We start from the raw sequence: 18234 nt of genomic DNA, 5'->3' as shown, positions 1-18234 counted from the left end.
TTATAGGAGGTATCACAATGATTACAGCAATCACCAATGCGCGCATATTTGACGGCGACAACGTGATCAGAGCCACGACGGTCCTGATTGAAGGCGAACAGATCCTATCGGTAGGCGGGGAAATACCGGCACATGCAAACACCATTGATGCGAAAGGAGGGACTTTATTGCCGGGTCTGATCGATGCCCATGTTCACACTTCCGTAGAGGGCCTGCGTGACGCACTGAAATTCGGTGTGACGACTGAACTGGAAATGATGGGCGGGTTTACGAAAAACGGCCGCGAGGCACAGCTCCAGGGGATTGAGGATATTGCCGACGTGCGGTCTGCCGGAATGGGGGTCACACCTCCTGGAGGGCATCCCGATGAACTTATGCCTGGGGATGGGGAAATCCCGGATTTTGTACTGAAGGAATTGGAGAAAATGAGCGAGGAAGACCGCAATGCTATGCTGGCTGCTCATGCCCATGATCACGATCACGGAGAAGCGGCTGCGGTATCGAACAGGGACGAGGCGTTGGCATTTGTAGGCGAACAAGTCAGGGAGGGAGCCGACTATATTAAGATTATGATTGAGGAAGGGACGGTACTGGCCGCCCCCGGCTTGCCTGTTTTAAGCCAAGATATTCTAAGTGCAGCCGTAGGGGAAGCACACCGGTACGGCAAGATTGCGATTGCCCATGTGTTGACTGCGGACTCCTCCCGGCAAGCCATCGAAGTCGGGGTCGATGGTCTGGCCCATTTATTCATCGACCGCCCGGACAATACTTCGGATCTGGTGAGAATGATCGCTGAGGCCGGTGCTTTCGTTACACCGTGTCTGGTCTTGAACTCCTCCATTATCGGTAACTCCGCAGCGGAATTGGCCAAGGATCACCGTGTGAGTTCCAGGCTCAGTCCGGAATGGGTGGATACGCTGAATGCCAGCTTCCATACCTACCCGCAAGGCAGCATGGAAGACAACTACCGGAATGTGATGGACCTTCATCATGCAGGTGTAGATATCCTTGTGGGTACGGATGTCTCCGTGCCGGTTCCTTCGCTTGGCGGGCTTGCCCATGGGGCCAGTGTACACCATGAAATGCAGCTATTGGTGGAAGCGGGATTCACGCCCGTAGAAGCTCTTCAGTCCGCTACTTCAAAAACAGCCCGCCGGTTCGGCCTGAATGACCGCGGGCGTATCATTCAGGGGGCAAGGGCAGACTTAGTTTTGGTCGACGGCGACCCGACCACGACTATTTCCGATACGTTATCCATCCGTGGAATATGGCTGCGCGGCATTCAGAAAGTAGAAGAAGTGTGAAGCCACGCTGGCGCTTGATTTTTTAATAATGAGAAAGTCCATCCTAAGGGGGTGGGCTTTTTTTAATATCTATACAGGCAAATGAACGTTCGGGCGGTGCTATTCGTACTATAGTTATTCTACGGGAAGAGCGTATGGGAAGAAACGGATTGAAAGGGTGAAGGGGAATGCTTACAATCAAACATTTTACCAAAAGCTATAAGGGTGGAAAAAAGGCAGTAAATGACTTGAATTTGGTGGTGGAGCAAGGCGATATCTATGGCTTTATCGGACATAACGGAGCAGGTAAAACAACAACCATTCGGGCGGTAGTGGGCGTGCTTGATTTTGAAGAAGGGGATATTGAAATAGACGGTATCTCCATTAAAAAAGATCCGGTAGCTTGCAAGGCGAGGATTGCGTATATTCCGGATAACCCGGATCTGTATGATCATCTTACCGGCATCCAGTACTTGAATTTTATCGGTGATCTCTTTAGTGTATCCAAAGCGGATCGTGAGCAGCTTATTAAAAAATACAGCGATGCTTTTCAAATTACGGCCCATTTGGGTGATATGATCTCATCGTATTCCCATGGAATGAAGCAGAAGCTTGCGATTATCTCTGCACTTATTCATAAACCAAAGTTGTTGGTGTTAGACGAACCCTTTGTTGGCCTTGATCCAAAAGCGGCTCACATGCTAAAGACAATTATGGTAGAGCTGTGCAGCAACGGCAGTGCCATCTTCTTCTCCACGCATGTGCTGGATGTGGCAGAGAAGCTCTGCAATAAGATAGCGATCATAAAGGGGGGCCAATTAATAGTCCATGGCAAGACAGAAGAAGTAAAGGGCGAAAATAGCCTGGAAGCATTATTCATGGAGCTGATCGACAATGATTAATATCTGGAGATTAACGAAGCTGCAGTTGTTTTCTTCATTTGGGTTGAATAAAGCTTTACATACAAAAGATGTTAAAGAAAAACGCAAATCGCTTCTACTCGCCTTTGGTATTCTTGTGGGAGTGCTTATGATAGCAGTAGTTTCATTTGGATACAGCTTCATGTTGGCAGTGACGTTTGAACAAATGGGGCGAATGGATCTATTGCTGGCCATTATGATGGCTGTTACTTCTATTGTAGGGTTCTTCACCACGGTCTATAAGGCAAGCGGTGTATTATTCAGCTATAAGGACTACGATTTGGTGATGTCACTGCCGGTCAAGACGAGTCATGTTGTGGCAAGCCGTGTTCTTCAGCTCTATGTGCTGAATTTGTTCTTTTCTTTGATGGTCATGCTGCCAGCAGGTGTGGTATATGCTATAAAAGTGAATCCGGGGACGTTATTTTATCTGTTTTTTCTAATGACCCTTTTATTTATCCCATTACTGCCGATTATTGCGGCAACGATTATTGGTTCATGCATTAGCTGGATCTCTTCCCGGTTTAAAGCGAGCAGGCTGATCAGTCTTGTATTAACTTTTGCCATTGTGATTGTACTTATGGTCGGTTCATTTACACTCAATGGAAACGAGCAGGCACTTGCTGATATGGGGACTGAGCTGGCCGATATGATATTTAAGCTGTATCCTCTTGCAGCGATGTATGTCGATGCGGTCTGCTCGTATCAGGTAGGATCATTGTTATTATTTATTGCGTTATCCGTACTTTCCTTTATTATATTTGCCACTGTGTTAAGTACAAGATATAAAGCGATTCATACCGGTCTAATGACCAGCCATGCAGGCAGCAAATATACCATGAAGCCGTTAGAATCCTCCTCTCCATTTCGTGCACTGTATAAGAAGGAGTTGCGCCGATATTTTGGATCTTCTGTTTATGTGCTGAATACAAGTATAGGCATGATTCTATTACTGGTGATGTCGGTTGCCTTATTGTTTGTCAGTTCGGAGAAGCTGGGGGAAATGATTGAAATTCCGCAATTATCCCATTACCTGAGTACGCTGGCTCCCATCCTACTATCCTTATTTGTAGTGTTAAGCTGCACAACATCAAGTTCCATTTCGCTTGAAGGCAATAATTTATGGATACTAAAAAGCTCACCCGTATCGAAACAAGCGATATGGCTTAGCAAAGTTGCCGTGAATCTCACCATCACATTACCGGTCCTGAGTATAAGTAGTGTAATGCTTATGATATCGTTGCGCACGGGATGGATAGAAAGCTTATTATTGCTTGTTATCCCTTTGATCTACGCTTGTTATTCCGCGCTGATGGGCATTATTGTTAACCTGAAATTACCTAACCTGGAGTGGAAAAGTGAAGTTACGGCAATCAAACAAAGTGCAGCAGTTCTTGTATCTATGCTCATAGGGTTCATCAGTTTATTAGTTCCCGTGGGACTATCCCTTCTTCTGACGCAGGTAAATGCAAATCTCCTCTTGTTAGGGGTTGGCATGATTATGATAGCGGCATGCCTGGCAATGTATAGATATATGCAGACAAAAGGGGAGCAGTTGTTTCAGCGGCTTTAACCCAGCGTTGCTTAGAAAAAGAGCGGCGGAAGGAGATACGATTTCAGGAATGGCATATCTTACAAAACAGCCAGCTGTCGGTTCCATCCCGGCAACTGGCTGCTTAGCGTTTCAATAGGTCATGAGATTTTAATTATGGTAATATTCTGCCAATGCATTTGCCGCAATGATGGCCTGGAATACATCATCAGGAGTTACGGGATGTGGCATATTGCCCATCGTGTCTCCTTCAGCACATGCATCTTCCGCCACTTTCCGCCATTCGTCCTCTCTAAACTGATCCAGACCGAGATCTTTTAATGTTAAGGGTAAGCCCACTTCTTTGATGAAGTTGATTACCGTTTCCAGTTCTTCCTTGGGTGCACTTTCTAAAATAAGCTGTGTTAATAAACCAAACACTACTTTTTCGCCATGCTGTGCATGATGCAGTGAGGGAACAGCGGTCATTCCGTTATGAATGGCATGTGCAGCGGCTAAACCGCCGGATTCAGCCCCCACGCCACTTAAATAGATGGTGGCTTCAATTGTTTTTTCAACCGCAGGTGTGGAAACTTTATGATCAACAGCAATTTTCGCTTGAAGGCCATATTCCAGAACAGTGTCATAGCACATCTTGGCGATACCTAATCCGGCAAGTGAGGGTTTCAAATTGACCAGATTATCACCATTTTTCTGGTAGCAGGCGCGTGCTTCAAAATAGGTGGCGAGAATTTAACCACTCTCCTTGTTTTAGAAATTATCTACTGCAGGTGAGCGCATTACGCATTCAATGGTTGGGTTTGTTCCCTAAAAAAGAAAAAGGCCCTCCAATTGAAGGGCCTTCATAAGAATCATGTTCGATTAAGTTGTGCACACAGAAATAGTATGATATAATTGGAGAATTACTGATCATTTATTTGATGAATAGCCTAATAATCCTATCTTATTTACAACTTAATCTTACCACACAGTAATACGGGTTGTCAAACTTTCATTTTACAAATTCGAATGAAGGAGTGTATGCAGGAAGATGATAAGTGCAGAGGATTGGAAGCAAGAACAGGAACGGCTGAAGCAGGTTATGGAAAAACTGCAAGCGAAGATCACCGAACTGGAGCCGGAGGTGGCCGGGCTGCATGACCAAGTGGTGGACATCCGCAAGCTTTTTTGGGAAGAAGTGACTGTGAACACAAGCACTAGTGAAGATTTTGAAGAGACTTTCTACAGTATCAGACAGCAAGAAGCATTATTGTCCGAACGGGAGCGAAGCCAGCGGTTGCGCGCACAGCAATGGAAAAACATGAAACGGCTGCTGTCCTCTCCTTACTTCGGACGCATCGATTTTCATGAGGATGGCTTGAACACTGCCGAGCAGGTCTACATCGGTGTATCATCCTTCATTGACTCAGATGGCATGAGTTTTCTGGTGTATGACTGGCGTACTCCGATTGCTAGTATGTATTACGATTATTCACCGGGCACGGCCGGATATGATACGCCGGGTGGAGCTATCGCTGGAACGATGCAGCTGAAGCGGCAGTATCAGATTCGCGGAGATCAACTGCAGAACGTATTCGACACGAGCTTAACGATTGGCGATGAATTGCTGCAGCAGGTGCTTGGCAAGGGTGCCGACAATCAGATGAAGAGCATCGTCGCGACGATCCAGAAGGAACAGAATGCCATTATCCGCGATGACAACAGCCGGATGCTCATCGTGCAGGGGGCGGCTGGCAGCGGGAAAACCTCGGCGGCCCTGCAGCGGGTGGCGTACCTGCTGTATAAACACCGCGAACGGCTGAGGGCTGACCAAATTGTGTTATTCTCGCCTAATCCGATGTTTAACAGTTATGTATCTACCGTACTTCCTGAACTCGGTGAAGAGAACATGCAGCAGACGACCTTCCATGAATATCTCGATTACTGGCTTGGCAGGACGTTTCGCTTAGAGGATCCCTTCGACCAGATAGAATACGTGCTGGAAGAACAATCTGACCGCGGGTATGAAGCCCGGCTGAAAGGAATCCAATACAAGGCATCTGTGGACTTTCTTCAAGCGCTCCAGAAGTATGCGCAGGGGTTGGAAGGGAAGGGCATGCGATTCATAAGCATACGCTTCCGGGATCGCGATTTGATCACAGCTAAGCAAATGGAATCGAAATTCTACAGCTATGATTCTTCCATTCGCTTATCCAACCGCATCGCTTTGCTGCAGGAATGGCTACTGCGTGAAATTTCTCTGTTGGAGGACAAGGAACGTGAGGCGTTCTGGGTGCAGGAGGAGCTTGATTATCTTGACAACGATCAGTACGCCGAAGCGTTTAATGAACTGCATAAAGACAGGGGTGTGTTTGACTTTGCCGAACAATATGAAGAAGCCCGCGAAATGCAGCGCGGCAATCGGAGGCTGGACGAGGGCGATTTCGATTATGCTGAGCGGGAGGAAGCACTGCTGCGCCGGATGGTCGTGAAGGAGCAATTTAAACCGCTGAAGCGAAGTGTGAAGCGGATGTTGTTCATAGACATGATTGGGCTGTACATCCAGTTCTTTGAAGAAGAGAATGTTTTGGCGGAGATGACGAATGAAGCTGGAATTCCCCCGCTCTGGCCGGAAATCTGTCAGCAAACCAAGGAGAAGCTTAGCCGGTCCGAGCTCTTCTATGAAGATGCGACACCGTACCTGTACCTGAAGGAGCTCATCGAGGGCGTTCGGGTGAACACGGAGATCCGGCATGTATTCGTCGATGAGGGTCAGGATTATTCGATGTTTCAGTATGAGTTCCTCAAAAAAATGTTTCCCCGTGCCCGCATGACGGTGCTTGGCGATTTCGGACAGGCTATCTTTGCTCAGGCCACAGAACTGTACGGCGAAGAATCACCGCTCATCGGATTGTATGGCAAATCTGAAACGAGCGTATTCCGTCTGGTTCGCAGTTACCGGTCAACGCGTGAGATTGTGGAATTCACGAAGTCTTTATTGCCTAACGCCAAGGAGATTGTAGCCTTTGAACGCAGTGGCAGGAAACCGCTCCTCTCTCAGATGGGCAGTGGCGGGCAGCGGGCAGCAAGAATAGCTGAGCATCTTGCGGCGCTTCGGGCGGAAGGCTTGGTCTCCATCGGGATCATCACCAAGACAGCGGCCGAAAGCAAAGCTGCTTATGATCTCCTTACAGCTCAGGGCTGCCAGGGGTTGAAGCTTGTGACGAAGAGTACGCCCAACTTTGAGAAGGGAACCCTGATCCTTCCCGTATATCTTGCCAAGGGCGTTGAATTTGATGCCGTTCTAATCTACGACGCATCTTCGCAGACGTATCATTTGGAGAGCGAGCGCAAGCTATTCTATACCGCATGCACGCGTGCCATGCACCGGCTTCTGATCTGTACAACGGGAGAGTGGACCCCATTCCTTCCGGCATCGGATAAGTCCTTGTATGAGGTAGAGCAAATTCAGTGATGAATACTAACCAAGGATCTCTCTTCATAAACATGACAGTCAGATGTCGAGTTTCTCCATGTATACTTTGGAGAAAGGAGAGGATTCAACCATGAACACTTATACGACCCACAAGCCCAAGCTGATCCTTACTGGAGTGGCTGTACGTACAACAAACGCTGAAGAAACGGGACCGGACGGTCGATTGCCACAGCTTTGGGACACCTACTTTCAGAGTAATCTTGTTTCTGCGGAGGGGATCAGAAATCCTCAATTCCTATACTCGTTGTATACGGATTATGAAAGCGACGTGAACGGAGCTTATACCGTTGTAATTGGACATGAAACAGACAATGAATTCGTCCAGGATGATGATAATCATGCGGTTGTGGAAATACCCGAAAGTAAGTACATCGTATTCACGTCAAAGAAGGGACCTATGTATGAAGTGGTGCCTGAGGCGTGGCGGGAGATATGGGCCTATTTCAAGCAATCGCCGGAAGTGAGAACCTATACGGGCGATTTTGAGCTTTATGATTCCAGGAATTCGGATCCAGCAAACACTGAAGTGCAGATTTATATAGCCATTAAATAGCTGGAGAGCATGTTAAAACGCTACTGACATAAGGCTGTCAGTAGCGTTTTTGTATCCTTATATAGAATGAATTTAATAACTACACAAAAGGGAAAAAGTAACGGAGGGGAAATTTGGAACTGTAGGAGCGATAGTGCCGGGAGGTACAGATTAGAGATCTTTTAGAACAGCTTAGCTTCACGCAGGGGAATCCCAAGTGGGGGTATTTCCTCCGCTTCGGTCATTTGGAGATATCTTTGTAGATGAAGAATTGACAGTCTCGAAAGCAATGCTATAATCAAATAAATAGAAAATAATGCAATTATTTTTTCTTTTTGGAACCTGCATCCAGACAAACTTCACTAATCACTGTTTGGAAAATGGGGGTAAAGAGATGGGAGAGCTCAAAGCGCCTTTCGTAACCAATGTAGAGGATATGAGTTGGATCAGGCGCACTTCTGACTGCTATTTTATCATCGATGAGACGGGGAAAGTTTTACAATGGAGCACGGAGCTTGGAACGCTGCTTGGTATTTCGGCTACACAAGCGGTCGGCAAGGCCTGCCGTTCCCTTGATCTCTTCAGTGATTCTACCGGGAACAGCCTCTGTAAAACCTGCCAGGTTCTAAGTGCTACGCAACATATGAACAATTGCAACGGATCACGCAGGGTATTTGTTCAACGTGGTTCGGTCCGGGTTCCTTTCTTGAAGAATATACGGGCCAGCAGCTACGATAAACGGTTAATCTGGGTGACCCTCGAACAGGCCGCGATTTTTTCCCTGATGGAAAAGCTGACTTCACAAGAAAATAAAGTGCTGGACCTATTATCCAGAGGCCATACAACGCAGCAGATTGCTATAGAGCTACACATTTCTTATACTACGGTACGAACCCATATCCGTAATCTTTTGAGCAAGCTTGGAGTACACAACCAAAAGGAAGCCGTTTCTCTCTTTTTTGCCGAGCTGCTTAAATAATAATTAGTGAGTAATAGAAAAGGATCATCTCCCGGTAGTTGACTGAGGAGGTGATCCTTTTTGCGGCTTAATATCCAAATTATATTATAAAAATACCTCAAATGTACGATCCTTCATCTTCTAATATATGTTAATTTAGTAGCACATATTGAAAGCCGGGAGCAAACGTTCCCGGTGAGGGAGGGAAATATGAGTAATATTGCAGCAATACAGGGTCAGTTCAAAGCTCCGTTCTACCTGGTCTGGGAGATTACACTTTTGTGCAACGCCAGTTGTGTGCATTGCTATTCAGGCGCAGGCCGCCGGCACCCCGACGAACTAGACGCAGCAGAGGCTCTTTCCGTAGTCGATCAATTAGCTGAGGCCGGTGTCCTCCTGCTTGGACTCTCCGGGGGAGAAGCTCTGCTCAGGCCCGATTGGATGGACATAGCCTCCCGTGCTTCGTCGAAGGGGATGATGGTTTCGATCGGCACCAATGGAGCCGTGATTGATGATGAGATGTGCCGCCGGATCATCGAGGCAGGAGTGTCTGGAATTTGTGTCAGTATTGATGGAGCAACCGCAGAAGTGCATGAGCAGGTGCGCGGTGTCAAAGGACTGTATGACAAAGCTGTTAGCGCTATAGAAACATTAGTGAAGCATGGGATTAATGTAACTGTTGGGTATACGCCGACCCGGCTTAATTTCAGGGATGGCCGAAGGGTCGTAGAATTGGCCGCCCGGCTCGGTGCAAATGGAGTGAATTTATCTGAGTTCATTCCCACAGGACGGGGAGATCAGGCATTGGCGCTTACGCCAAATGAGCTTCGCGATGTGATTGTGGAGTGGATCTCCATGCAGCAGGAGTACGCCGGAAAGCTGAAGATATACTGGCATGACTGCCGTGTTGCACTGATGCTGCCGCCAGAGCAGGCAGCACAATATATAGGCTGTGGTGCAGGTTATGTTACCGCCCGTATCACGGTTAACGGTGATGTCACCCCTTGTGTGACTTTACCGCTCACAGCAGGCAATTTGCGTGAGCAGAGCTTTCAGGACATCTGGAGCTACTCGCCGGTCCTAGCGAATATTCGGGACAGGACGACAAGAAACGAAGGAAATTGTGGCACTTGTGAGCATAAGTTCATCTGCGGAGGATGCCGCTCTGCGGCATTAGCCTATCATAACGATGCTTCAATGGGCGATCCTTATTGCTGGGTGGTTCCTGAAGCAGTTCAAGTGTAGAAGGAGAGGATAAGATGCCAAATTTAACTTCGGATACGGTACTAACACTCGCATCCAATATTGTTACCCGCAAAGAGGAAAATAGCAAGTACGTGGTGTACAACCCGGCTACGGACGAGCTTCATGTGTTATCACGTCTGGCCTATACCATATTGAAGCTATGTGAGCAGCCCGCCCGGGTTGCCGAGATTACGGGGCTTGTTGAGGAATCCATTCCAGCCTTCCAGTGTGACCAGGGACGCGGGGAAGTGAACGGATTACTTCAGAAGCTATTGAAACGAGGCTTGCTCCAGGCAGCCTGACCAGCCCTATAGAGAGGAGGTGAGGAAATGGAAGCAACCAGAGAACTGCTGTGGGACATCGCCCGTGACAATATGGCGGAAATGGAAGACGCTGATTTGCTGGCAGCCATTCAAGAACTGGATATTGTAGATTTAGGGGAATTATCTGTTATTGCCTGGAGAGTAATTTAGCAAGCAAGGAGCCTCGGGCGCTGCCGGAGGTTCTTTTTACAAGGAGGCAGCCAATGGGTCGGAGCAGAACAACCTTCCGGAGGTTAAGCAGTGGATTGGGAATTATTCATCTTCCGTTAGCCGGTATGAACACGGTATCGCTGGGCCTGCTATCGGGTGCGGGTGCAAGGCTGGAAGCGGAAGATGAAATAGGCAGTTCGCGGATTCTCGAACATTGGATATGGCGAAGAGAACAGAAGGAAGAGGATCTCAATGATATTTTGGCGGATTTCGGAGCTAATTTGAAAACCTCATCCAATATAGAATGGACACGCCACTGGACTACAGTGCTTTGTGATCAATTTGAGCCGGTCTTCAAACTGTTTTTGCATGATATTCTGGAGTTTGATTTGTGCCCTGAGACCTTTGCGGCCAGCAAGGAGTATGCAGCAGTTCTTTCCAGTAAACGCCGGAAGGAACCAAATGCGTACGTAATGGATGTATTGCGTGAGAAAATGTCCGGGGGTAAAACGATCGGACGGTCAGCTGTAGGCCGGGTTGAAGATATAGCGAGGCTGGATTTCCCCAAGGTGAAGAGCGTCTATGAACGTCTTTATGTTCCAAATAATTGTGTGGTTGCTGTGGTTGGAGGCATTTCAAAGGAACGACTGGAGAAGCTGCTGGATGAAATCGGTGAAGCCGGCGTTGTACAGGATTCACTGATCGTTCCTCGGGAAGAATCCCCTTATTGGCAATCCTGTACGTATTCCATCGAACAGGAAGGCAGACTCGTTCATCTGGCAGCAGCGTTGCCCTGTGTATCCTGCAGACATCCTGATTTTTTCGCATTTGCTGTGTTGTCACAGGCGCTGGGTGGAGGAGACGGTTCCAGACTTTTTGAAAGTATCCGGCAGAGAAAAGGGTTGGCCTATCAAGTACGGAGCAGCTTGATGTCCTTCAGGGACACGGGACTCATGACCTTTTATCTGGCCACCGGACCGAATTCCGTATCCTGGGCGGCATCTGCCATTGTTCAAGAAATGGAGCAAATCAGGAATAACGGAATGAGCAGAGAGGAGGTCAAGGCCGCCCAAAACCAGCTTTTAAACCAGATGGTCCTAAGGTCAGAGAGTACAGCTTCCAGAATGAACACGCTGTTGACCGCCTCATGGTATCCGGGATACCCAGGGACGTTAACGGTCATGAAAGAAGCCATAAGTTCGGTTACTCCGGAGGCGATTCAGTCCGCTTTACAGAACGCCGCCCCGACTGCAGAAATGGGTGTGGTGACGTTGGGTCCGGTATCCGCTTCAGCGCTAGTATTGAATCATTAGGAGGACGTTATGGCCTACTCGCAGTGGAAGTATCCAAATGGTCTGAACGTAATCACGGAGGATATGCCTTCAATGGCAAGTGTGACGGCCGGATTTTTTGTACTGAGCGGGGCAAGACATGAGTCCCCGAAACAGACAGGTATAGCACACGCGCTGGAGCATCTGCTTTTTCGGGGATCGCTGCTTTATCCAAAGGGAGCCATGAGTCCCGAATTCACTCAAATGACAGGGACTATGAATGCTTTTACCACCTGGGAATATACTTGCTTCTACAGCCGTTCCATCCCTGAAGAATTGCCCGGAATCTTTTTTCCATTAATGGATATGATTCGTCAGCCTCTATTGCGGGAAGAAGATTTTGGTCTGGAACAGAATATTATCCGCAAAGAATTATCAAGACAATTAGAGGAACCGCGGAGCAGACTCACTCATGCGCTCCATCAATACGTGTATCCGGGACGTCTCGGCAAGCTGCTGATTGGTCTCGATGAAGATATTCTAAAGCTGAGCGCTCTGGAGCTTAGACAATTTCACCGGCGGCATTATATTCCCTCCAATATTCTGCTGGTGATTTCCGGCAGCCTTGAGAAATGCAGCGGACTGGAGCCCTGCCTGCAGGCTTTACAGGATTGGGAGGAGCCTATGCTTCCGGTCGGGCTTGAACAGCCTCTAATGGCACAACCTGCGGTGGTTAACCTTTCGCAAAAGCGTGCAGATCTATGTTACTCAGTATGGGCCTGGAGTCTCCCGCCGCTTGAAGATAAAGAACATTACGCAGTCCATTTGCTATGCACCTTGCTGGGCGACGATAATTACATCGGCTCAAGGCTTTATAATGTGATCGTTGCCCCTGGATTCGCCCAGCAGATCACCTGTGTATACTCCGTATTGGGCGGCAAAGGACTGTTCAAAATCTATGGTTTGGCAAGTGCAGCTCAACTGGAGGGGGTTCGAGAAAAGATGCTGGGCGAGCTGCGCCAGATGGGGGCTGGAAGGATCACACCACGCGAATACAACCGTGCCAAGCAAAAGGTAAAAACACAAATGGCCCTGGATGCTTCCGTATCCCACAGCCGTTCGGTCTCAATTGCCCAGGCCTGGATGCGGCATAGACGTATGATTCCTCTGGACGAACTTCTGACATTCATTGATCAGATCAGTATAGGTGACCTTCAAAATATAATTGCCCAGTATTTTAACAACCAGGAGTGCTTTGAAATATACGGATAATCACAAGAAACGGAGCTGGTCTAAACATGGTGGAGGAATGGTTCCGCTATCCTGTACATATGGTCTGGTCGGTTACTAATTTGTGTAATGCCCACTGCATACATTGCTCGTCAAGCTCTGGAACCTGTCTTCCGGGAGAACTGGATCAGGCGCGGGCATTGCAGTTAATTGACGAGCTGGCGGATATGGGTTGTATTGATTTAGCCTTATCCGGCGGGGAGCCGCTGCTTCGGGCAGATATCGAACAGATCATCGAACATGCCGTTCATCATCATATGCAGGTGGGTCTGGGAACCAACGGCTGGGGTCTGAATCTGAAAAGAGCGAAGGAACTGAGAGCATTAGGACTTCAGCGCATCCAGATCAGCCTCGATGGCATAGGCCAGACACATGATGAAGTGAGAGGGCTGAAGGGGCTGTTTAATCGTGTAGAACGTGCTATTGATGCTTCTCTGGAGTCAGGACTCCAGACACATATCTGCTTTACTCCTCACAAGGAAAATGTGCATCATACCGAGCAGGTCATTCAATATGCCTTATCCAAAGGAGTCCATCTATTCAATCTGTCCCAGTTCGTGCCTGTAGGCCGGGGAAGTCAAAGTATGGACTTGCTTCCCGGGCAATGGAGATCTTTGGCGATGCTGTGGGTGAACAAGAGGGAGCAGCTTAAAGGGCGTATGAAGTTCAGCAGCCACTTGGCGCAAATGGCTTTGGTTGATCCCACTTTAGCCTGCCAGGAGGGCTTCAGAGGCTGCCAAGCCGGTATGGCGCAAGGGTATATTTCTGCAGATGGCTGGGTCACTCCCTGTGTTATGCTTCCGGTACATTTAGGCAATGTCCATGAGCGCCCCTTAAAAGAGATTTGGGACAGCTCGCCTGTTATCCAGCAATTGCGTGACCGGAGCAACCTGGGCGGAAACTGCGGGCAATGCGGAATTCGGGAAAAATGCGGGGGCTGCCGCGGGGTTGCTTATGGCCTGTATCACGACTATTTAGCTGATGATACACACTGCTGGCTGCATTCCGCACCGGAGTCTGCAGACCGGATCACAGTCTAATAAAAAAGGGGAATGTACAAATGAGCTATGTTACCAGAGATGAAGATATTCGTTATGTTATTTTGCTCAGCCATGCAACGAATGAAAAAATGAGTCTTGAACTCATTCGCGCCCATGTGAACCATTTACGTGAGCTTGACCGGGAGGGGAAGCTGGTATTGTGCGGGCCGTTTACGGATTATGCCGGCGGTATGGTCATTATCCGCGCTGCGTCCAGAGAAGAGGCCGTGCAGATAGCAGAGCGTGATCCTTATGTCCTTTCGGGCAAAGAGAATTATGAATTGCGCACCTGGGAGTTGTCGCTTGAGAGTAACGGGCATATGGGCATTGTTGAATAGAATGAAGAGAGGTTGATTCTTTCATGCGGCTTACGTTTTCTTATTTTAGACGACATGACCCCGTACTATGGATTCGGGTGTTTGGAACCGGATTATGTGCATTAACTACATTTATGATCCGGCCTTTTCTCATTTTTTATATTTCGGATAAGCTTGGTGGAACTGTGCTGATGCCTCTGCTGGTTGTAGGTCTTCAACCGCTGGCGGGAATTATGCTCAGCTTCTGGGGCGGGGGGCTGGCTGACCGTTACGGGCGCAAGCCGGTTATGCTTGTATCCTTGGTTATTCAGGCTTTGTCCATGCTTGGTTTTATATTTGCCGATACCCTGTGGATGCTGATTCTGATTTCTGTACTTGGGGGCATGGGGATGCCGATGTTTCTGCCGGCAGCCAATGCCCAGATTTCTGACATTGTTCCCGAGGAGAAACGTGCGGAAGCCTTTGCCCTTATTCATGGTGCAGTCAATGTTGGCGGTGCGCTGGGGCCCTTGCTGGGCTTGGCCGTGTATCTATTGAACCAGAGTGTTATCTTTGTGATTTGTTCGGCTTCTTATGTTTTGTTCGCTTTGCTTATTTGGTGGAAGGTGCCGGAAACACGAACGGAAGAGATCCTGCAGCCTGATAAGCCTGCGGCCCATTCGACCAGACTTCCATACCGGGAACATAGATTGCTGTACCTGTTGACCTTGTTCGCGCTTCCTGTGGGATTATTGTACTCACAGGTGGAAACCACTCTTCCGCTGCATCTGAAAACTAACTTTTCTAATGCCTCCTCCATCTTTGCCGGACTTATGACAATTAACTCTATTGTTGTGATTCTGCTCATGGTCTGGCTGCCAAAGAAGACGGAAAACAAATCACCGCAGTCCATGATATTGATAAGTTATGTGCTGTTTGCCATCGTAAGTCTGGGTTATGGATTTGCTGCATCTTTCCTCGTATTAGTGGTCACGGAGCTGATTTTTACCGTAGGCGAAATTATAGGCATCATCCATTTGCAAAAATATGTTTCCATTGCTGCACCTGCAGGCATGAGAGGAAGATATAACTCTATCTTTGGCTTATATATGCAAATCCCCAAAATCCTCGGCCCCATTTGCTTCGGACTGATCTTTGAGTATTTTGGCGGGGGAATGATGTTTTCGCTTGTCGCTGGTCTGCTGGTTCTCTGTGGCGTGGCCATCTATCAACTAATCCGTAATGCACAGAATCAGAAAGTCGCTCTAATGCAAAAGGAGCTGCAGACGGATACAGCGGTTTAAGGAGAGTGGAATCAGAATGCAAATCTGTTCTGTGAACATCGGAAAAGCCGGATGGATTGAATGTGAAGGGAAACGCGTATTGTCTGCGATCACGAAGATACCAACAAAAGACCAGGTGTTCTTATCCGTTCTAGGTTTGCAAGGAGATGAACAGGCGAACAAAATCAGACATGGTGGACTAGACAAAGCGGTTTGCGCTTATCCTGAAGAATATTACGATGACTGGGAACAGGAGCTATGCATGGAGCTTCCCTTTGGTTCCTTCGGAGAAAATCTAACAGTACGGGGTATGAGGGAACCGGAAGTACATATCGGCGATATTTTTATGTGGGGGGAGGCGTTGCTTGAGATTACCCAGCCCCGCCCCCCATGTCATAAGCTGGCTAAAAAGTTTGGCAACCCTCAGCTGCCGCTTCTTTTTCAAAATCTGGGGAGAACCGGTTTTCTCATGCGTGTTCTGAAGGAAGGGTGGGTTAGCATGGATAGCCCTTTCTTTTGCTCCAAAACTCATCCCTCTCAAATTTCCATTGCAAGGGTCAATGATGTTATGTATAAGGATATACGGAATAAAGAGCTGCTCACGGCCATTTTACAGGTGGAGGCCTTGTCGCCAAGCGTTAGGACCACTTTCAAGCTAAGGCTGGCAGGGCATTATGAGGATTCTACGAACAGGCTGCAAGGGATGTAAATGGAGAAGCTGCTTCGATCGCACAAGAGACGGGAATTCCATTTCACCCCCCCTGAGTTTATGATTCAAAGTAAATATGCTTTGGGTTTCCTGTAAATTTTGCTCTATAGATGATATAGTGATCCGTATTGTAAGTAACGGTAAACAGCCGGGAAAGGGTGCAGCCGCATGAACAAAACGGATCGTTTGTTAGCCATAGTGCTTGAGCTGCAGCGTAATAAGGTGCTGCGGGCCGAGGATTTGGCCGCTACCTTTGAAACAAGCGTGAGAACCATTTATAGGGATATTCAGGCTTTAAGTGAAGCAGGTGTATCCGTGATAGGGGCGCCAGGACAGGGATACTCCTTAATGGAGGGGTATTTCCTGCCGCCAGTCAGCTTTACGGTAGAAGAAGCTGTGACGTTACTTATCGGAACGGATTTTATCGAGCAGTGGTTTGATGTCCACTATGGCCGTAAATCCCGTACTTCCAGAGGAAAGATTGAGGCGATCCTCCCGGAACCGGTCCGCAGTGAGGCTGCCCGGATACGTAAGAGCATTCGGTTGCGTACGTCTGCTGAGGATGTATCACGAATACAAGAGAAGGCATACCTGGAAGCGATTCGTCAGGCGATCCTGGAGGAAAGAAAAATAAGCTTCCACTATTCCAAAAAAATTGCCGAAGCCGATGGAAACCGCCAAAGCGTTCGTACAGTTGCTCCTTATGGGCTTGTGCTCCTTCATGGGGCATGGGTACTCATCGCATGGTGTGAATTGCGTCAAGACATCCGTCATTTCCGGTTGTCCCGGATGACAGAGCTTATTGAACTGGAAGCTGGATTCAAGCTTCCAGCAGATTTTAATTTGGAGGCATACCGGCCTCCAGACGACCGCAACATCCGTGTGCGCATCCGGGTCCAGCCTGACATTGCCGATAAGGTAAGGGAGTCAAACAACTTCTATATAGATACGATAGAGGATCAACCGGAAGGCTTGCTGGTAACCTTTCGTGTTAGGCAGGCGGAGGAATTGCTGCAATCCGTGCTCGGCTGGGGAGCGGGAGTGGTTGTACTGGAGCCGGAATCCTTCCGATATCGGGTAAGAGACGAACTTGAGAACATGTTGAAACGCTACTGACATAAGGGTGTCAGTAGCGTTTTTGTATACTTAGAACAAAAGATGATTAAAGGAGCTAATACATGATGGTTACAACTAAGGAAGCCTTACAACGTTTTGAGGAAACTGTGGCACATTATATTCATGAACTGGAACCATTCAGTATGGAGCAGCTGAAGCAAAAGCCAAGCGACAACGAGTGGTCTATCGGACAGATGGTTCAACATCTCATTAACTCAGCGCTTTATATGCAGCTTCGCAATGTAGATCAATGCCTGGTGCCAAGCGAAGACTCCCTGGTATCTCAAGCGGGAAAAACCGAAGCAGGTGAGGCAATATTCGCTCAAGGAAGTTTCCCGCCCGTTCGTGTTCAGGTTCCGCCTTCCCCTCAATATACGCCGCAGCAGCCGGAAAGCAAAGAGCAGCTAATTCAAGGGCTGCACGCGGTCATCCAGAGAATGAAGGAGATTGAACCGACCCTTGGGGAAGCGTCCAAACAAAATACAGTGCCCCATCCGCGATTCGGTGGATTGTGCGCAGAGGAATGGTTTCTGCTAGTTGAAATGCACTACCGTCATCATCTTCTGCAGCTGGACCGCTTAAAACAAGGTTTGGTTCATGCTCATGAATGAACAAGCTAACGTTGCCTCTTCTGAATAGGTAGAAAGGTATGGAGTTGAAGCTCGCACAGCCTGTTTTATCATCATTCCGGCCATGGTAGGAACACACCATGGAGAGGGTGCTGATTATAGTGCTGCGGGCTTTTTTTGTCGTTAAAAGTCGAATTTCCAAATGCATTCTCTAGTAACCGC

At 48.1% G+C, this 18234-nt stretch carries 17 protein-coding genes and 1 pseudogene; 17 read left to right on the top strand and 1 reads right to left on the bottom strand.

From position 1 onward, the window contains the following. The first annotated feature begins 17 nt into the window (after positions 1-17). From NST99_RS32820 to NST99_RS32810, 3 genes are all read left to right on the top strand, one after another. Positions 18-1304 carry an amidohydrolase family protein gene (locus NST99_RS32820; RefSeq protein ID WP_341097321.1) on the top strand — a complete coding sequence of 429 codons (1287 nt, stop codon included), beginning with the start codon at positions 18-20 and terminating at the stop codon, positions 1302-1304. A gap of 167 nt (positions 1305-1471) precedes the next feature. Next, entirely contained in the window at positions 1472-2185 is a 714-nt protein-coding gene (locus NST99_RS32815; protein ID WP_341097319.1) for an ABC transporter ATP-binding protein, read from the top strand. Then, on the top strand, positions 2178-3776 hold the full coding sequence (locus NST99_RS32810) for a hypothetical protein (RefSeq protein WP_341097318.1): 1599 nt from the start codon (positions 2178-2180) through the stop codon (positions 3774-3776). Before NST99_RS32815 ends, NST99_RS32810 begins: the two co-directional genes overlap by 8 nt. Before the next feature lie 129 nt (positions 3777-3905). Here NST99_RS32810 and NST99_RS32805 read toward each other — a convergent pair. Then, positions 3906-4484, bottom strand: a pseudogene (locus NST99_RS32805) (glycerol dehydrogenase); the annotation flags it as partial. Between the two features lie 301 nt (positions 4485-4785). Here NST99_RS32805 and helD point away from each other — a divergent pair. From helD to NST99_RS32735, 14 genes are all read left to right on the top strand, one after another. After that, the gene (helD, locus tag NST99_RS32800) at positions 4786-7209 is read left to right on the top strand and encodes an RNA polymerase recycling motor HelD (RefSeq protein ID WP_341097317.1); all 2424 of its coding nucleotides are present in this window, start codon (positions 4786-4788) and stop codon (positions 7207-7209) included. A 91-nt stretch (positions 7210-7300) separates the two neighbouring features. Next, positions 7301-7783 (top strand): GyrI-like domain-containing protein, encoded by a 483-nt coding sequence (locus NST99_RS32795; RefSeq protein ID WP_341097316.1) that lies wholly within the window; start codon positions 7301-7303, stop codon positions 7781-7783. A 295-nt stretch (positions 7784-8078) separates the two neighbouring features. After that, on the top strand, positions 8079-8741 hold the full coding sequence (locus NST99_RS32790) for a response regulator transcription factor (protein WP_341097314.1): 663 nt from the start codon (positions 8079-8081) through the stop codon (positions 8739-8741). Between the two features lie 189 nt (positions 8742-8930). After that, positions 8931-9965, top strand: a complete 1035-nt coding sequence (locus NST99_RS32785) for a radical SAM/SPASM domain-containing protein (protein ID WP_341097311.1) — start codon at positions 8931-8933, stop codon at positions 9963-9965. 14 nt (positions 9966-9979) lie between these two features. Beyond that, the gene (locus NST99_RS32780) at positions 9980-10267 is read left to right on the top strand and encodes a PqqD family protein (protein WP_038598046.1); all 288 of its coding nucleotides are present in this window, start codon (positions 9980-9982) and stop codon (positions 10265-10267) included. Between the two features lie 27 nt (positions 10268-10294). Beyond that, complete coding sequence (locus NST99_RS32775) at positions 10295-10438, top strand: hypothetical protein (RefSeq protein ID WP_156130981.1); 144 nt, start codon at positions 10295-10297, stop codon at positions 10436-10438. Positions 10439-10491: 53 nt separating this feature from the next. Further along, the gene (locus NST99_RS32770; protein WP_341097310.1) at positions 10492-11751 is read left to right on the top strand and encodes a M16 family metallopeptidase; all 1260 of its coding nucleotides are present in this window, start codon (positions 10492-10494) and stop codon (positions 11749-11751) included. A gap of 9 nt (positions 11752-11760) precedes the next feature. After that, positions 11761-12981, top strand: coding sequence for a M16 family metallopeptidase (locus tag NST99_RS32765; RefSeq protein ID WP_341097309.1), 1221 nt, complete (start codon positions 11761-11763; stop codon positions 12979-12981). 26 nt (positions 12982-13007) lie between these two features. After that, positions 13008-14039, top strand: coding sequence for a radical SAM/SPASM domain-containing protein (locus NST99_RS32760; protein ID WP_341097308.1), 1032 nt, complete (start codon positions 13008-13010; stop codon positions 14037-14039). A 20-nt stretch (positions 14040-14059) separates the two neighbouring features. Next, positions 14060-14377, top strand: coding sequence for a YciI family protein (locus tag NST99_RS32755; RefSeq protein ID WP_052092395.1), 318 nt, complete (start codon positions 14060-14062; stop codon positions 14375-14377). Positions 14378-14400: 23 nt separating this feature from the next. Then, positions 14401-15639: an MDR family MFS transporter gene (locus NST99_RS32750; protein ID WP_341097307.1), complete on the top strand. Its 1239-nt coding sequence runs from the start codon at positions 14401-14403 to the stop codon at positions 15637-15639. A gap of 16 nt (positions 15640-15655) precedes the next feature. After that, positions 15656-16327 carry an MOSC domain-containing protein gene (locus NST99_RS32745; protein ID WP_341097305.1) on the top strand — a complete coding sequence of 224 codons (672 nt, stop codon included), beginning with the start codon at positions 15656-15658 and terminating at the stop codon, positions 16325-16327. Positions 16328-16495: 168 nt separating this feature from the next. Then, positions 16496-17443, top strand: coding sequence for a helix-turn-helix transcriptional regulator (locus tag NST99_RS32740; RefSeq protein WP_341097304.1), 948 nt, complete (start codon positions 16496-16498; stop codon positions 17441-17443). Positions 17444-17508: 65 nt separating this feature from the next. Next, positions 17509-18054 carry a DinB family protein gene (locus tag NST99_RS32735; RefSeq protein ID WP_341097823.1) on the top strand — a complete coding sequence of 182 codons (546 nt, stop codon included), beginning with the start codon at positions 17509-17511 and terminating at the stop codon, positions 18052-18054. The last annotated feature ends 180 nt before the right edge of the window (positions 18055-18234 follow it).

The organism is Paenibacillus sp. FSL L8-0470 (assembly GCF_038008625.1).
Taxonomy (GTDB): Bacteria; Bacillota; Bacilli; order Paenibacillales; family Paenibacillaceae; genus Paenibacillus_AQ.
This window is presented reverse-complemented; position numbering and strand designations above follow the sequence as displayed.

Bases quoted from the DNA above. Each gene is read 5' to 3' on its own strand.
- NST99_RS32820 (WP_341097321.1), top strand. From the start codon at position 18: ATGATTACAGCAATCACCAATGCGCGCATATTTGACGGCGACAACGTG.
- NST99_RS32815 (WP_341097319.1), top strand. From the start codon at position 1,472: ATGCTTACAATCAAACATTTTACCAAAAGCTATAAGGGTGGAAAAAAG.
- NST99_RS32810 (WP_341097318.1), top strand. From the start codon at position 2,178: ATGATTAATATCTGGAGATTAACGAAGCTGCAGTTGTTTTCTTCATTT.
- helD (WP_341097317.1), top strand. From the start codon at position 4,786: ATGATAAGTGCAGAGGATTGGAAGCAAGAACAGGAACGGCTGAAGCAG.
- NST99_RS32795 (WP_341097316.1), top strand. From the start codon at position 7,301: ATGAACACTTATACGACCCACAAGCCCAAGCTGATCCTTACTGGAGTG.
- NST99_RS32790 (WP_341097314.1), top strand. From the start codon at position 8,079: ATGCAATTATTTTTTCTTTTTGGAACCTGCATCCAGACAAACTTCACT.
- NST99_RS32785 (WP_341097311.1), top strand. From the start codon at position 8,931: ATGAGTAATATTGCAGCAATACAGGGTCAGTTCAAAGCTCCGTTCTAC.
- NST99_RS32780 (WP_038598046.1), top strand. From the start codon at position 9,980: ATGCCAAATTTAACTTCGGATACGGTACTAACACTCGCATCCAATATT.
- NST99_RS32775 (WP_156130981.1), top strand. From the start codon at position 10,295: ATGGAAGCAACCAGAGAACTGCTGTGGGACATCGCCCGTGACAATATG.
- NST99_RS32770 (WP_341097310.1), top strand. From the start codon at position 10,492: ATGGGTCGGAGCAGAACAACCTTCCGGAGGTTAAGCAGTGGATTGGGA.
- NST99_RS32765 (WP_341097309.1), top strand. From the start codon at position 11,761: ATGGCCTACTCGCAGTGGAAGTATCCAAATGGTCTGAACGTAATCACG.
- NST99_RS32760 (WP_341097308.1), top strand. From the start codon at position 13,008: ATGGTGGAGGAATGGTTCCGCTATCCTGTACATATGGTCTGGTCGGTT.
- NST99_RS32755 (WP_052092395.1), top strand. From the start codon at position 14,060: ATGAGCTATGTTACCAGAGATGAAGATATTCGTTATGTTATTTTGCTC.
- NST99_RS32750 (WP_341097307.1), top strand. From the start codon at position 14,401: ATGCGGCTTACGTTTTCTTATTTTAGACGACATGACCCCGTACTATGG.
- NST99_RS32745 (WP_341097305.1), top strand. From the start codon at position 15,656: ATGCAAATCTGTTCTGTGAACATCGGAAAAGCCGGATGGATTGAATGT.
- NST99_RS32740 (WP_341097304.1), top strand. From the start codon at position 16,496: ATGAACAAAACGGATCGTTTGTTAGCCATAGTGCTTGAGCTGCAGCGT.
- NST99_RS32735 (WP_341097823.1), top strand. From the start codon at position 17,509: ATGGTTACAACTAAGGAAGCCTTACAACGTTTTGAGGAAACTGTGGCA.